At 49.8% G+C, this 13,612-nt stretch carries 10 protein-coding genes; 7 read left to right on the forward strand and 3 right to left on the reverse strand.

Annotation, left to right across the window (positions count from 1 at the left end; translation table 11 throughout):
- Window positions 1-105: 105 nt before the first annotated feature.
- Window positions 106-1,296, reverse strand: a complete 1,191-nt coding sequence (locus B5P39_RS06695) for a class I SAM-dependent rRNA methyltransferase (RefSeq protein WP_088210904.1) — start codon at window positions 1,294-1,296, stop codon at window positions 106-108.
- Window positions 1,297-1,784: 488 nt separating this feature from the next.
- Between B5P39_RS06695 and bufA2 the strand changes: the two genes are divergently transcribed.
- The 3 genes from bufA2 (at window position 1,785) to B5P39_RS06710 (ending at window position 4,009) form a co-directional block, all read left to right on the forward strand.
- On the forward strand, window positions 1,785-2,237 hold the full coding sequence (gene bufA2, locus B5P39_RS06700) for a BufA2 family periplasmic bufferin-type metallophore (RefSeq protein ID WP_088210905.1): 453 nt from the start codon (window positions 1,785-1,787) through the stop codon (window positions 2,235-2,237).
- 78 nt (window positions 2,238-2,315) lie between these two features.
- Window positions 2,316-3,197, forward strand: a complete 882-nt coding sequence (gene bufB, locus B5P39_RS06705) for an MNIO family bufferin maturase (protein WP_088210906.1) — start codon at window positions 2,316-2,318, stop codon at window positions 3,195-3,197.
- Window positions 3,194-4,009, forward strand: a complete 816-nt coding sequence (locus B5P39_RS06710; protein WP_088210907.1) for an HvfC/BufC N-terminal domain-containing protein — start codon at window positions 3,194-3,196, stop codon at window positions 4,007-4,009. The genes bufB and B5P39_RS06710 overlap by 4 nt, the downstream gene beginning before the upstream one ends.
- An 11-nt stretch (window positions 4,010-4,020) precedes the next feature.
- On the opposite strand, the gene B5P39_RS06715 is transcribed toward B5P39_RS06710, so the two are convergent.
- Complete coding sequence (locus B5P39_RS06715; protein ID WP_088211135.1) at window positions 4,021-5,154, reverse strand: endonuclease/exonuclease/phosphatase family protein; 1,134 nt, start codon at window positions 5,152-5,154, stop codon at window positions 4,021-4,023.
- A gap of 680 nt (window positions 5,155-5,834) precedes the next feature.
- On the opposite strand from B5P39_RS06715, the gene B5P39_RS06720 reads away from it, so the two are divergent.
- The 4 genes from B5P39_RS06720 to B5P39_RS06735 all read left to right on the forward strand — a co-directional run bounded on the left by B5P39_RS06720 (window position 5,835) and on the right by B5P39_RS06735 (window position 10,291).
- The gene (locus B5P39_RS06720) at window positions 5,835-6,536 is read left to right on the forward strand and encodes a hypothetical protein (RefSeq protein WP_088210908.1); all 702 of its coding nucleotides are present in this window, start codon (window positions 5,835-5,837) and stop codon (window positions 6,534-6,536) included.
- Between the two features lie 22 nt (window positions 6,537-6,558).
- Window positions 6,559-7,929 carry a magnesium transporter gene (gene mgtE / locus B5P39_RS06725; RefSeq protein ID WP_088210909.1) on the forward strand — a complete coding sequence of 457 codons (1,371 nt, stop codon included), beginning with the start codon at window positions 6,559-6,561 and terminating at the stop codon, window positions 7,927-7,929.
- A 292-nt stretch (window positions 7,930-8,221) separates the two neighbouring features.
- Complete coding sequence (locus B5P39_RS06730; RefSeq protein ID WP_088210910.1) at window positions 8,222-9,310, forward strand: methyl-accepting chemotaxis protein; 1,089 nt, start codon at window positions 8,222-8,224, stop codon at window positions 9,308-9,310.
- 213 nt (window positions 9,311-9,523) lie between these two features.
- Window positions 9,524-10,291 (forward strand): substrate-binding periplasmic protein, encoded by a 768-nt coding sequence (locus B5P39_RS06735; RefSeq protein ID WP_088210911.1) that lies wholly within the window; start codon window positions 9,524-9,526, stop codon window positions 10,289-10,291.
- Window positions 10,292-10,374: 83 nt separating this feature from the next.
- Here B5P39_RS06735 and carB read toward each other — a convergent pair whose 3' ends face one another.
- Window positions 10,375-13,599 carry a carbamoyl-phosphate synthase large subunit gene (carB, locus tag B5P39_RS06740; RefSeq protein WP_088210912.1) on the reverse strand — a complete coding sequence of 1,075 codons (3,225 nt, stop codon included), beginning with the start codon at window positions 13,597-13,599 and terminating at the stop codon, window positions 10,375-10,377.
- Window positions 13,600-13,612: the final 13 nt, after the last annotated feature.

Genomic DNA, 13,612 nt, shown 5'->3' on the forward strand with positions numbered 1-13,612 from the left:
CAAAGTGAGTCGAAAGACTCCCACGCGAGAAACAAAAATGCCGGTGCAACTGCACCGGCATTTTTTATGACCCTCATTTTTTATGACACTAAGGCTATTAAGCGATTACCACACTCGAGCCACTAAGCCCTTGAGGTAAAAACCTTCTGGGAAGGCGCTGCCAATCGGGTGATCGCTCGCTTGGCTTAAACGCTCGATAAATTGGATCTCACGTTTGGCATCCAAAGCCGCATCGGCAACGATTTTTTGGAACAGATCCGCTGGCATTAATCCCGAACAAGAGAAGGTCAACAGCACCCCGCCTGGATTTAATAACTGCAGCGCAATCATATTGATATCTTTATAGCCACGGCAGGCGCCATTGAGCTGCGACTTGTTGTCGGCAAACTTTGGCGGGTCGAGTACGATCACATCGAAGGTTTTACCCTCATCGCGGTACTGACGTAGTAACTTAAACACATCAGCTTCGTTGTAATGCACATTGTCATCATTTAAGCCATTGACTCGCATGTTCAAACGCGCGGTATCGAGGGCAAGTGCCGACACGTCAACGTTTTCAATGCTGGCCGCGCCCGCCTTAGCAGCATACAGGCCAAAGGTGCCCGTGTAGCAAAAACAGTTCAGCACCGATTTACCCTTCACAAACCGCGCGGCCATGGCACGGTTGTCGCGCTGGTCGAGGTAGAAGCCAGTCTTATGACCCTTAGTCACATCGACGGCAATCTTAATACCGTTTTCTTCAATAATGACGGGCATTTCAGGCAACGTGCCATGGAGCAGTCCCATGGTAGAGGCTAAGCCTTCTTTCTTACGGGAATCGACGTCAGAGCGCTCGTAAATCGCGCAATCGGGATACAGCTCGGCGAGCACATCAACAATAGTGTCACGCCATACATCGGCGCCCATGCTCAGCAATTGGCAGACCAACACATTGGCGTATTTATCAATGGTGATACCGGGCAGACCATCGGACTCGGCGGCAATTAAGCGGTAACCGGTTAAACCTTGTTCACGAATAAGATCGTCGCGGCCCGCTTGGGCACGCAGAATACGGCGCTTAAAAAACTCACGGTCGATTTCTTCTTCGCGATCAAAAGTCCAAATCCGCACTTGGATTTGAGACTCAGGAGACCAGGCGCCACGGCCCAACCAATGACCATCATGGGCAACCACATCGACGGTCTCGCCCGCTTCGGGCTTACCTTTAACGTTGTGGATCCCGTTGGAAAAGACCCAAGGATGACGACGCTCAAGGGACTTTTCGCGACCGGGTTTAAGTTTGATTCTGACTGCCATAGTACCGCCTTAAAAAAGTACCGCCTTGCTAAATTGAACCGCCACAACAAACTGCGTTAAGTTCGTCAGGCGCCGTCTTCAAAAAATGGAAGCGGATAATATACCTAATATCGTTTGAGCGCGAGCCATCCACCGTAAACAACACACGTCCACCGTCAACCACGCGCGTCCACTGTCAACAACGCGTAATAGTGCCGCGCTAAGTGATGGCGATCATAGCTTAGTTTTCGCCGCAAAACCCAGTTGTCACAGCCGATTTTTGGCAAGCCAGCGCGATTATAGATGAGATAAACAACATTGCGCTGAAAGATATTCTCCTCCCTTAAGGTCTTATTCCAGTAACAGGACTTAAGCAAAAGCTGCACAAGCAACTAGGCTTATTCCTGTATTTATCCATCCGCTTTATATGCTGCCTATTGGTGCTGTCGTTATAAAAGCAAGCTAATCAACAAGATACTCATATCGTCAGATATGCAAAGGAATAGACCATGAATAAGAAAGCCCAAACCGCACTTTCGGGTGCAGCACTTGCTATGGCCATGGCCGGTATGGCAAGCCAAGTGAATGCAGCAGAACCCATGACCAGCGCCGACAGTAGCGACCTCGTCCACTGTTATGGCGTGAATACCTGTAAAGGCCATAACGATTGTAAAACCGTAGACAATGCCTGCGCCGGCCACGCCAGCTGTAAAGGCAGTGGATTTGTGGCTATGCCATCCAAAAGTTGTGGCGATGTCGGCGGCAAAGTAGCCGATGATTGGGTGGGCAAAATCGCCAATACCGAGCTAGTGCACTGCTATGGTATCAATACCTGTAAAGGCCATAACGACTGCAAGACCGCTGACAATGCCTGCGCCGGACACGCCAGCTGTAAAGGCAGTGGTTTTGTGGCCACCCCAGCCAAAGCCTGTGGCGACTTAGGCGGTAAAGTCGGCGCCTAAGACAAATAGGTGTTTATCGATAAAGAAGCGGTCGGAATATTGATCGCTTCAGCCACTCAGTCAACATAAGGTTTATACATGGATAAGCAGAGTCTCACTCACCCCACCCTAGGTTTTGGTTTAGGACTGCGAACCCAGCACTTCGATCATGTGCTTAGGCATCAGCCCGAGGTCGACTGGTTCGAGATACTCTCGGAAAACTTTATGGTCGCGGGCGGAAAACCCCGCTATTACCTGAGTGAGATTGCCGAGCGTTATCCGCTGGTGATGCACGGCGTTTCTTTATCCATCGGCAGTACAGATCCGCTGAATATGGATTATCTCAAGGCGCTTAAACAACTCGCCAATGAAGTGCAGCCCCAATGGATTTCGGATCATATTTGCTGGACCTCCATCCACGGCATCAATAGCCATGACTTACTGCCTCTCCCCTACACCGAAGAAACCGTCAGACACGTGGCCGAGCGCATCGGCATAGTGCAGGACTTTTTAGGTCGCCGCATTCTGATGGAAAACGTCTCCAGCTATTTGTCCTACCAAGATTCCACCATGAATGAATGGCAATTTGTTAACGCGGTAGCCGAGGAGGCCGATTGCCTATTGCTGTTAGATATCAACAACATCTACGTCAGTGCCCGTAACCATCAGTTTCCCCCTGAGGATTATCTGCTGCAAGTCGCGCCTAATCGGGTGCAACAATTTCACTTAGCGGGTCACTCGGATTACGGCGACTATGTTATCGACACCCATGATCACGACGTTTGCCCTAGTGTCTGGGAGCTGTATCGGCAGGCATTAACCCGCTTTGGCGGCGTCAGCACTATGATCGAGCGCGATGCCAATATCCCCGAATTTAATGCATTGGAAGCCGAGTTGGCGATTGCTCGCAACATCGCCCGCACCACGTCAGGCGAGTCACATCCTCTGGTTTACAGACCGCGGCAGGAGACGGTGGCATGAGTCAACTTAGCGAGATCCAACAGCAATTTATGGATTATCTGCTGGCAAGCGCCGCCCAAATGCCGATACCAGAAACTATAGAGAAATCCTTTAGCGACAAGGTTGCCGAGCAAGGCGGCGTTGGCCGTGATATACGGATGCAGATTTACGCCAATGCCTATCGCATTCGCTTAACCGAAGTCCTCGATACCGACCATGAAATACTCGGTCTGTATTTAGGCGATGACTTATTCGCGCGGATGGCCAATGGCTATATCGCCCACCAGCCCTCACGTTTTACCTCGCTACGCCAATTTGCCGATGCCCTGCCCGACTACTTAGCCAGCGACGCTTTTTTTAGTCAGTATCCGATTATCAGCGATATCGCCAGATTCGAGCGCAGACTACTCAATGCCTTCGATGCCAAGGATGAAAAACGCGCAAGCTTTGTGGCGCTGCAATCCTTACCCGCCGATGCTTGGCCCTATTGCCAACTGCGTTTTCACCCTAGCGTGCAGCTATTTGAGTGTGCCAGCAATGCGGTCGAAACCTGGCAAGCCTTAAAGCATCAACAAGTCCCGCCCGCGCCCGATTATCAAGGTAAACGCGCTTGGCTACTTTGGCGCGGTGAAAGCCGTTTAACGGAGTTTATCTCCCTTGCAGAATACCAATTAGCCTTGATTCAAGGATTTATTCACGGCGCCAATATTGCCGAGCAATGCGAATTGATGCTGAACTTTTTTGCGCCAGAAGAGGCCATGCAGCAGCTGTTACAAGCACTGCAAGCTTGGTTTCAATTAGGCTTGATATTGAGTGTTCAGCCGAACAATTAAAGTTTGAGCAGCTAACGCCGCAGTGCTAATTCCACCATCACGGGCGCATGGTCGGTACTATAGGCATCGCGCTCATATTCTGGCCTGACTAAGTGTCTATCGCAGGTCTGATAATCCACCACCTGCGCCAAACTGCGGCTATCGCTGGCATCAAACTCATTGGAAAGCAACACATAATCCAGCACAGAACCTTTAGGGCCATAGTAATGGGTGGGCGCCCTATTCTCACGGTAATGGACGGCGTTATCGGCTACATTGGCTTCGATAAATAGCTCATAGGCGTCTTGTAATCGATAGTGGCCAAACACTTGCGCTAATGCCGCATCGGATAAATGCCTAAGCCCTGCGGCTTTTATATCGTTACTGTGCAGTGCTTCGCCTTGGAGCGTTAACGCATCCAGCGCGCCTAAGGACAAACTATCGTTAAAATCCCCCATCAGGATCACCGGATATTTTGCAGTCTGCCTTCTGGCGAGTATGGCATGGAACAGCAATGCCGCCTCAGCCCCCCGCTGCATGGTCGAGGCCCAGCGCCCGAGGGCCTGTTCGGTTAATAACTTAGTCTCTGCGTGTAACTTAAGATCCGACGGGGCATTTAACAATAAGCCCAAAGGATGCGGTTCAAGAGCTAATCCCGGCCGCTTAGATTTAAAATGCACCACATAGCAATCACAGGGGCCAATCTGCGGCACCGCCACCGTCGCCCGTAACACTTTACGGCTAAAGGCAAATTCGCTCGACAAGCCCATCGCCGCCACTAAGTGCGCCTCAGGCTCGATAGCATGTACCTCAAGGATAGGGAAGCGAGACGCCAAGGCTACCACAGGGCTTTGGTAGATATAGTCACTGACCAAGATCGCGCTATCGACCACCGCAAAGTAAGAGAGTCCCAGCTGCAACGCAAGCTGGCGTAACGGTTCGGGGCTAAACACCTCCTGAAACCCGACAATATCCGGATGATGTTGATTCAACAACTCACTAAACCACTGGCACTTCTTCTGCCATTGGCCGTGGCTATAGATATTCTCAAAATCGTAAAAGGCTGAGGGCGGCTCGATAAAGTTAAATAAATTCACGGTCGCAATTTTAATATTCGATTGCGTTGCCTCAGTCGAACTCGACAATTCTGGGGAATGCTGCGCCACAGTATTATTCCTCTTTAGCCAAATCATGCACTCAACAGCGCCTTTAACGGATTTTCGCGTCAAAATATCTCTTTACCCAACAACTTAGGCAAGAGATGCCATCTTAAGGCGTGATACCCAAGGTTATACCTAAATCGATTGGGTCATCAATCGCAGCATGCTCCTTGCCACCAGCGACCTAGGCAGGAAAGCCCATAAAACCAACAACAACCCCACTCGCAGAGAACATTCAGTCACCAAGGCACAACAAGATGAAAACCAACCAATTCAATTCACCCAAGAATGGAAACCATATTCAAACATAAACATGGCGAATTGGCGTTCGGGTTTGACTTTGCGTTTTCGCGGTTTAGAATCTAGCCACTTTTATCATTGCGGAGACCCACTGTGGGCACACACATAAGTGACAGTAGATGCCCTGTCCAAGTGACAGGATTAAACACCTAGCACTAGCCCGCAATGTTTTTGCTGCTACCTGCTAGGCAGGGTAGTAGCGTGACGCTTCCTCACTCCACTCCCATTTATTCAATTTAAGCCTTTACTCATGGCCAATCATGCCCGTGCATGCGCTCGGCTATTGGTTTTATCCGGCCTTGCGCTGGAGCTAGAGTGCTGGCCATTGAATACATCTTCACGCATGTTTTGCCCCAGTAGACTTCCCTTACTTTGGGAGTTTACCTATGGCTTATATCAAGCATACATCCACCTTAGCTCGGCAACCTTTGGCCCTATTTGGGCTATGCCTTAGCGTCACGGTAAACGCTTCTTTGCTGGACCTTGATGATCCCGGCATCGCCGAGCGCTGCGAGCTGCAACTCGGCTGGCAACAACCTAGGTCCGATCACTCTGCCTCAACACTCAAAACGGCGGCGACCTGCAACCAAGGACAATGGGAATGGCACTTAGGGTTTGAACATCAACACCTAAGCGTTGAAGATCAAGCAGACAGCAGCAATAGCGAACAGCAAACCGAGCTGGGCATTAAATTGCCCTTGCACGTTGGCACGGGCCCTTGGCAGAGCGCGCTGGCCATGAATCTGCAACACCATCATCAAGACCATCACCCCATTAGCGCAGAAGTGCTCGGCATTATGGGATATCAGATGGCGGAGCTGGATTTACGCCTCTATAGCAATTTGGGCTTTTATCAGCATGCGGCTCAGTCGCCGCAACTGATCGCGGGCGTCGCCATTGCCCTAGCGCCAAGCGCAGATCAGCAATGGGTCGGCGAAATTTATCGCAAGGCACCCGAGGCACACGCCTACCGGCTTGCCTATCAATGGTTACTCAAAAGACAGTTGCAACTCGAATTCAGCCTAGGCAACGACCTTAAGGGAAATGCCCAGCAATTCGGTGCAGATATCACTTTTTTCTTTGGCTAATAGCTCGTTGGGAGAATGACCTATGAACATGAACAACCAAAAAAACACTAAGCAAATCATCTTAGCCCTGCAAATCATCCTAGAACAACGCGACAGCGCTGGCATGGTCGCCTTGGCCAAAGAGCGCCATCCCGCGGACATTGCCGCCGCGATCAGCACCTTTAGTCAGTCGCAGCAATTAGTATTTTTGCAACTGGCACCAGCAAAAGTTGCCGCCGATTTACTGCGCTATTTAAGCGATGAGCAGCAAGCCGCATTAGTGCAACAGCTTGATAAAGCCACACTATCGTCGCTCTTGCTGACGATGGCGGCGGATGAGCGCGCCGATCTCTACAATCTGCTTGAACCTGAGCAGCAACAACTCTTCTTGCCCGTGTTAGCGCAGGCTAAACGGGAAGATCTGCGCACCTTAGCCGCCTACGATAAAACCAAGGTCGGTGCGGCGATGACATCGGATTATACCTTGCTCAATAGTCGACATACCGCCGCCCAAGCGATTGATATGCTCCGCACGGAAACCGCCGACAAAGAAACCATATATCAAGCCTATGTGGTTGATATGTTGGGGCGCTTAATTGGTACCGTCTCGCTGCGGCAATTACTGCTGGCTCAGCCAGAAAAACGGGTGGTCGATTTTATGAAGCCCAACCCCATTGCCTTAGATGCTAACGCCCAATGCCAAGAAGCGGTGCAGATGATCGCCCATTACGATCTGCTAGCTTTGCCCATCATCAATGGCAAGGGGCAATTAGTGGGGATTGTGACCTATGACGATGCGATGGATATTGCCAGCTCACAGGCCGATCTCGAGTTCACCAAAAACGCGGCCATAGGCAATATCGAGCACAATTTAAAGACAGCAAGCATAGGGCTACTCTACCGTAAGCGCGTGGTCTGGTTGGTGATTTTGGTCTTTGGCAATATCTTCTCGGGGGCCGGTATCGCCTTCTTCGAAGATACGATTTCGAGCTATGTGTCTTTAGTGTTCTTTCTGCCCTTGCTTATCGACAGCGGCGGTAATGCAGGCTCCCAATCCGCTACCTTAATGGTGCGGGGATTAGCCACCGGCGAAGTGATACTCAAGGATTGGCTCTCTCTGCTAGGGCGCGAGTTAGGGGTTGCGGGATTACTCGGCGCCAGTATGGCACTGGCGGTTTCCTTGCTCGGTTTCTGGCGCGGCGGCCCTGAAATTGCCCTCGTCGTCGCACTGACCATGCAAATTGTGGTGCTCATTGGCAGCCTGATTGGTATGTCACTGCCCTTTTTACTCAGCAAGTTAAAAATGGATCCCGCTTCAGCCAGCGCGCCACTTATCACCTCAATAGCCGATATCATTGGTGTGCTGGTTTACTTTAGTATTGCCACTCTGATACTCGACTTACCGACGGCATAGGTAAATTGAGACTTAAAGTGCCGTTGTTCAATACACTCACCCAAAGGATAACGGCACAGCTCTAGGCTCAAGATTGATGATGGGAATACAAGGTATTCAGCAATAACTGACTTGTATTCCCTCATTATTAAGCATTTATTTGCTCAAGCTCATAAATCCACTGTTCTTTTATCAATGAAGCTTGGGCATACACTAATATTTAACCACCAGCAGCTTGCGATTTATTTCAACCTCGCTGGGGTTGCACCATAAAATTAATAAGCTGTCGCCATAACAATAACTAGAGGTTTATATGTGGTTTAACGCTCAACTCAAGTCTGAAAATAACGCTCTCAAGCAACAGCTCATTCAATTACAACAGCAGCATCAACAAGAATTAGATGAACTAAAAACCATCATCCATGAACACGAAACAATGAAACAACAGTCACGCCAAGCGGCCGATCTGTTTACCGAGGTCATAGCCTGTCAAAATCAGGGCGGCGAAATGTTAAATGCGATTCGAGATGGCTTAGCGAGCAGTGCGACTCAACTCACCGAAGAAAAGGATTCTCTCTCCGAACTTGATGCCATTTTCGATCAAACTAGGCTCGCCATTGCGAACTTAGGCCAAAGGGCACATGAGATAAACACTCAAGCGAGCCAAAGCATGGAAGCCGTGACCGCTCTTAATGGCACGACATCATCCATCAACCAGTTTGTTTCTGCCATTCAAGGGATTTCAGAGCAAACCAACCTACTTGCCCTCAATGCCGCCATTGAAGCTGCCCGCGCGGGCGAAGCAGGCCGCGGTTTTGCAGTGGTCGCCGACGAAGTTAGGCAACTAGCGAGTAAGGCTCACGAGGCCAGCAGCCAGATTGAAAAGTTAGTAAAACAGATAGTTACCCAAGCAAGCGAGATTAAGAATATTGTTAACACCAATCAATCCAGTGCCAGCGATATTGCAGCCTCATCGACACAAATCGGCCACGTGGTTGAGGATGTCCTTCAGCGGTCACATAAAATGCAGCAGGTGATCCATAATGCGGCGACCACCTCTTTCCTTAACACCACTAAACTCGACCATGCAGTCTGGAAGAGTAATGTTTACCAACTAATTGAAAAACCAAAGCATGATCATAGCGTTAATTCACATACCGAATGTCGCTTAGGCCAATGGTATTTCAAAGGATTTGGCGCGGAAAATTATCAGCATTTAAGCAACTTTAAAGCCCTCGACGCTCCCCATAAGGCGGTGCACGATGCGGGTAAAGCGGCGTTGGCAGCGAGACAAAAAGGCAACTTGTCCGACATGGTTAAACAACTCCATGTGATGGAAGACGCCAGTATGCGGGTAGTCCAGTGCATAGACCATTTGATGCATGATGTGTATCAGCGTTAATGGATTTTAGTCCCCCAAAGAGCACTCGCTGCTCTTTGGGTTTATTTATCCTGTAAAAGGTAAATTAGTGGCTTAGCCGAGATACTTTTTTCACATTGCTATTTACAAAATAATCTCGGTTAGCTATTGATAGCCGTACACTTATCATCTTTAATTCATTCAGAGCACGCCGTGAGACTCTAATATAACGTTCTAATTTTTTTAGGGTTATTAATGAAATTTTTCACAGGCCTACTGCTATTACTCACCGTTGGCGCCTTTCCCTTGCGCGTAGCAGCCACACTGAATATTTATACCGAAGAATGGGCCCCCATTAGTTTTTCCGTCGACGGCAAACCCGATGGTTTAGCGGTACAAGTGGTGCAAGAAATCCAAAAGCGCGTGAATAATCAGGATCCCATCAAGGTGGTGCCCTGGGCACGCGGCTGGAAAATCATGACGGAACAAGCTAATACAGTGCTGTTTACTATGACTCGTACCCCCGAGCGAGAACAGCTGTTTAGTATGATAGGCCCAGTCGCCGTTGGCACGACAAACTTCTACGCACTCAAAAACAGTCAACTCAACATTCGCTCGATTGATGATGCTAAACAGGCTAAAGCCGTAGGAGTGTATCGCTCCTCTGTTGAGGAACAATTATTAATGGAGCATGGTTTGACGAATCTAGCCCCCTCATCGACACCACTACTGAGTGCTAAGCAACTGATGAAGCGCCGAATCGATCTCTGGTGCAACGCCAATCTTACCGCCCCAAGTATTCTCGCCGAAGCGGGCGCAAGTATTGATGATGTCAAATCCCTCTACACTATCAGTGCGAATCATCTGTACATTGCATTTTCGAAGGGAACGCCAAGTGAAGAAATCGATAAATGGAAAGAGGCACTTATCAGCATTAAGGCCGATGGCACCTTTGCACAAATTTATCACCACTGGTTGCCCAATGATGCGCCGCCAATGGAAACCGAGCGCATTGGGCAATAAATTTTGAGCGTAAGTTTTTGAACGCAAAAACAAAGGCCGGATAACTTAAGTTATCCGGCCTTTTGATGACAGAGGCTTATGGCTTATTTAGCCAATACGCGCTGATGCAGCTCTTGCACTGACGTCACGTTAGTGCGGTCGTCCGCAGCGTGCGCCATACAAGTGGCGAATGCCGCGTTCATGGTCGTGGTGTAGTTCACTTTGTAACGCAGTGCACCGCGACGTAATTGACGAGAGTCTTCAATCGCTTGACGGCCTTCGGTGGTGTTCACTATGTAGGTGTACTCACCGTTCTTGATGCGGTCAAGAATGTGTGGACGGCCTTCATGTACCTTGTTCACTAAGCGTGGGTTGATACCCGCTTCACCTAGGATAACCGCAGTACCGTGGGTGGCATCGATTTGATAACCCAGCTCAATCAACTTAGCGGCTAAGTCGGCAACACGTTTCTTGTCGCTGTTACGCACAGACAACAGAGCACGACCAGACTTAGGCACTTCAGAAGTCGCACCTAACTGCGCCTTAGCATAGGCTTCGGCGAAGGTATCGCCCACGCCCATCACCTCACCTGTTGAGCGCATTTCAGGGCCTAACAGTGGGTCAACGCCAGGGAACTTGTTAAATGGCAGTACCACTTCTTTCACTGAGTAGAAAGGTGGGATAACTTCTTGAGTGAAGTTTTGCGCCTTCAAGCTTTGACCCGCCATCACACGGGCGGCAATCTTAGCTAACGGCACACCTGTCGCTTTCGATACGAATGGCACGGTACGCGCAGCACGTGGGTTAACTTCAATCATGTAGATTTCGTTATTCTTCACGGCAAACTGTACGTTCATCAGACCGACAACACCCAGCTCCATCGCAAGCTTACGCACTTGCATGCGCATTTCGTCTTGGATTGCTTGGCTTAAGGTGTAAGGAGGCAGTGAACAACCAGAGTCACCTGAGTGAACCCCCGCCTGCTCGATATGCTCCATAATCGCGCCGATAACTACGGTTTCACCGTCACATACTGCGTCGATATCCACTTCGATAGCATCGTCTAGGAAGTGGTCTAACAGTACTGGCGAAGCGTTAGATACGCTGACCGCTTCGTTGAAGTAGCGCAGTAAATCCTGTTGGTCGTAAACGATTTCCATCGCGCGGCCGCCCAGTACGTAGGATGGACGAACAACCAGCGGATAACCGATACGCTCAGCGGCAATCACAGCACCTTCAACTGTGGTGACGGTATCGTTTTCAGGTTGCTTCATTTCCAAGCGTTGAATCGCTTGCTGGAAACGCTCACGGTCTTCTGCACGGTCAATCGCATCTGGGCTAGTACCAATAATGGGCACACCCGCCGCCTCAAGGGCGCGAGCCAGTTTCAGCGGAGTTTGACCACCGTACTGTACGATAACGCCCTTTGGCTTCTCGATACGAACGATTTCTAACACGTCTTCTAAAGTAACAGGCTCGAAGTACAGACGATCTGAGGTGTCATAGTCGGTAGAAACGGTTTCAGGGTTACAGTTCACCATGATGGTTTCATAACCGTCTTCACGCAGTGCTAATGCCGCGTGCACACAGCAGTAATCGAATTCGATACCTTGACCGATACGGTTTGGACCGCCACCTAACACCATGATTTTCTCACGGTCTGATGGGTTCGCTTCACACTCTTCCTCATAGGTTGAGTACATGTAAGCAGTATCAGTAGCAAATTCAGCCGCGCAGGTATCTACGCGCTTGTAAACTGGGTGAATGTCGAAACGGTCACGCAGTTTACGGACTTCAGTCTCGTTTACGCCAAGGACCGCCGCCAGACGCGCATCGGCAAAACCTTTACGCTTAAGCTTACGCAGCAGCTCTTCGTTAAGACCGGCTAAACCACCTTCGGCCACTTGGCCTTCCAGCTTAATCAGCTCTTCAATCTGAACTAAGAACCATGGGTCGATGTTGGTTAAACGGAAGATTTCATCCAGCGTTAAACCCGCACGCATAGCATCGGCGATGTACCAAATACGGTCACAGCCTGGCTCTTTCAGCTCGAGGCGAATACGCGCTAAGGCATCGGGTTTGGTTAAGTCAGTGATGGGGTCAAAACCGTGACGGCTCACTTCTAAACCGCGCAGGGCTTTTTGCAGTGACTCTTGGAAAGTACGGCCAATCGCCATGACTTCGCCCACTGATTTCATCTGAGTGGTTAAGCGGTCGTTTGAGCCAGCAAACTTTTCAAAGTTAAAGCGAGGTACTTTAGTCACGACGTAGTCGATGGCTGGCTCGAATGACGCTGGGGTTCGGCCGCCAGTGATGTCGTTCATCAGCTCATCGAGGGTGAAACCGACCGCTAACTTGGCGGCGATTTTCGCAATCGGGAAGCCAGTTGCTTTAGACGCTAGTGCCGATGAACGCGATACACGTGGGTTCATCTCGATGATCACCATACGGCCATCTTTCGGGTTGATACCAAACTGTACGTTCGAACCACCGGTTTCAACACCAATCTCACGCAGTACCGCCATAGAAGCGTTACGCATCAGTTGGTATTCTTTGTCAGTTAGGGTCTGCGCTGGGGCAACGGTAATAGAGTCACCAGTGTGCACGCCCATTGGGTCGAAGTTTTCGATAGAACAGACGATGATACAGTTGTCGTTACGGTCACGAACCACTTCCATCTCGTATTCTTTCCAACCAATTAAGCTCTCGTCGATGAGTAGCTCTTTAGTTGGCGATAAATCTAAACCTTGAGAACAGATTTCTTCGAACTCTTCCTTGTTGTAGGCGATACCACCGCCCGAGCCACCCATAGTGAATGATGGACGGATAATACAAGGGAAACCAACGAGGTCGAGTACACCATAGGCTTCTTCCATGCTGTGGGCGATGCCCGCGCGTGGACACTCTAAGCCAATGCTCTTCATGGCTTTGTCGAAGCGGCTACGGTCTTCTGCTTTATCAATCGCATCGGCGGTTGCACCGATCATTTCAACGTTGAATTCAGCCAGTACGCCTTTGGCTTCAAGCTCAAGGGCGCAGTTCAGCGCGGTTTGACCGCCCATGGTTGGCAGAATCGCATCAGGACGTTCTTTGGCGATAATGTTACGTACCACTTCCCATTGGATTGGCTCGATGTAAGTGGCATCGGCCATTTCAGGGTCGGTCATAATGGTGGCAGGGTTAGAGTTCACCAGAATGACGCGGTAACCTTCTTCACGCAGGGCTTTACAGGCTTGAGCGCCTGAATAGTCGAATTCACACGCCTGACCAATAACAATTGGGCCTGCACCTAGGATAAGAATACTCTTTATATCTGTACGTTTTGGCATTGCTTCTCTCTTC

The organism is Shewanella sp. Shew256 (assembly GCF_002196695.1).
GTDB lineage: Bacteria > Pseudomonadota > Gammaproteobacteria > Enterobacterales > Shewanellaceae > Shewanella > Shewanella mangrovisoli.

Coding starts and splice junctions, on each gene's coding strand:
- B5P39_RS06695 (WP_088210904.1), bottom strand. CDS start 1,296: ATGGCAGTCAGAATCAAACTTAAACCCGGTCGCGAAAAGTCCCTTGAG.
- bufA2 (WP_088210905.1), top strand. CDS start 1,785: ATGAATAAGAAAGCCCAAACCGCACTTTCGGGTGCAGCACTTGCTATG.
- bufB (WP_088210906.1), top strand. CDS start 2,316: ATGGATAAGCAGAGTCTCACTCACCCCACCCTAGGTTTTGGTTTAGGA.
- B5P39_RS06710 (WP_088210907.1), top strand. CDS start 3,194: ATGAGTCAACTTAGCGAGATCCAACAGCAATTTATGGATTATCTGCTG.
- B5P39_RS06720 (WP_088210908.1), top strand. CDS start 5,835: ATGGCTTATATCAAGCATACATCCACCTTAGCTCGGCAACCTTTGGCC.
- mgtE (WP_088210909.1), top strand. CDS start 6,559: ATGAACATGAACAACCAAAAAAACACTAAGCAAATCATCTTAGCCCTG.
- B5P39_RS06730 (WP_088210910.1), top strand. CDS start 8,222: ATGTGGTTTAACGCTCAACTCAAGTCTGAAAATAACGCTCTCAAGCAA.
- B5P39_RS06735 (WP_088210911.1), top strand. CDS start 9,524: ATGAAATTTTTCACAGGCCTACTGCTATTACTCACCGTTGGCGCCTTT.
- carB (WP_088210912.1), bottom strand. CDS start 13,599: ATGCCAAAACGTACAGATATAAAGAGTATTCTTATCCTAGGTGCAGGC.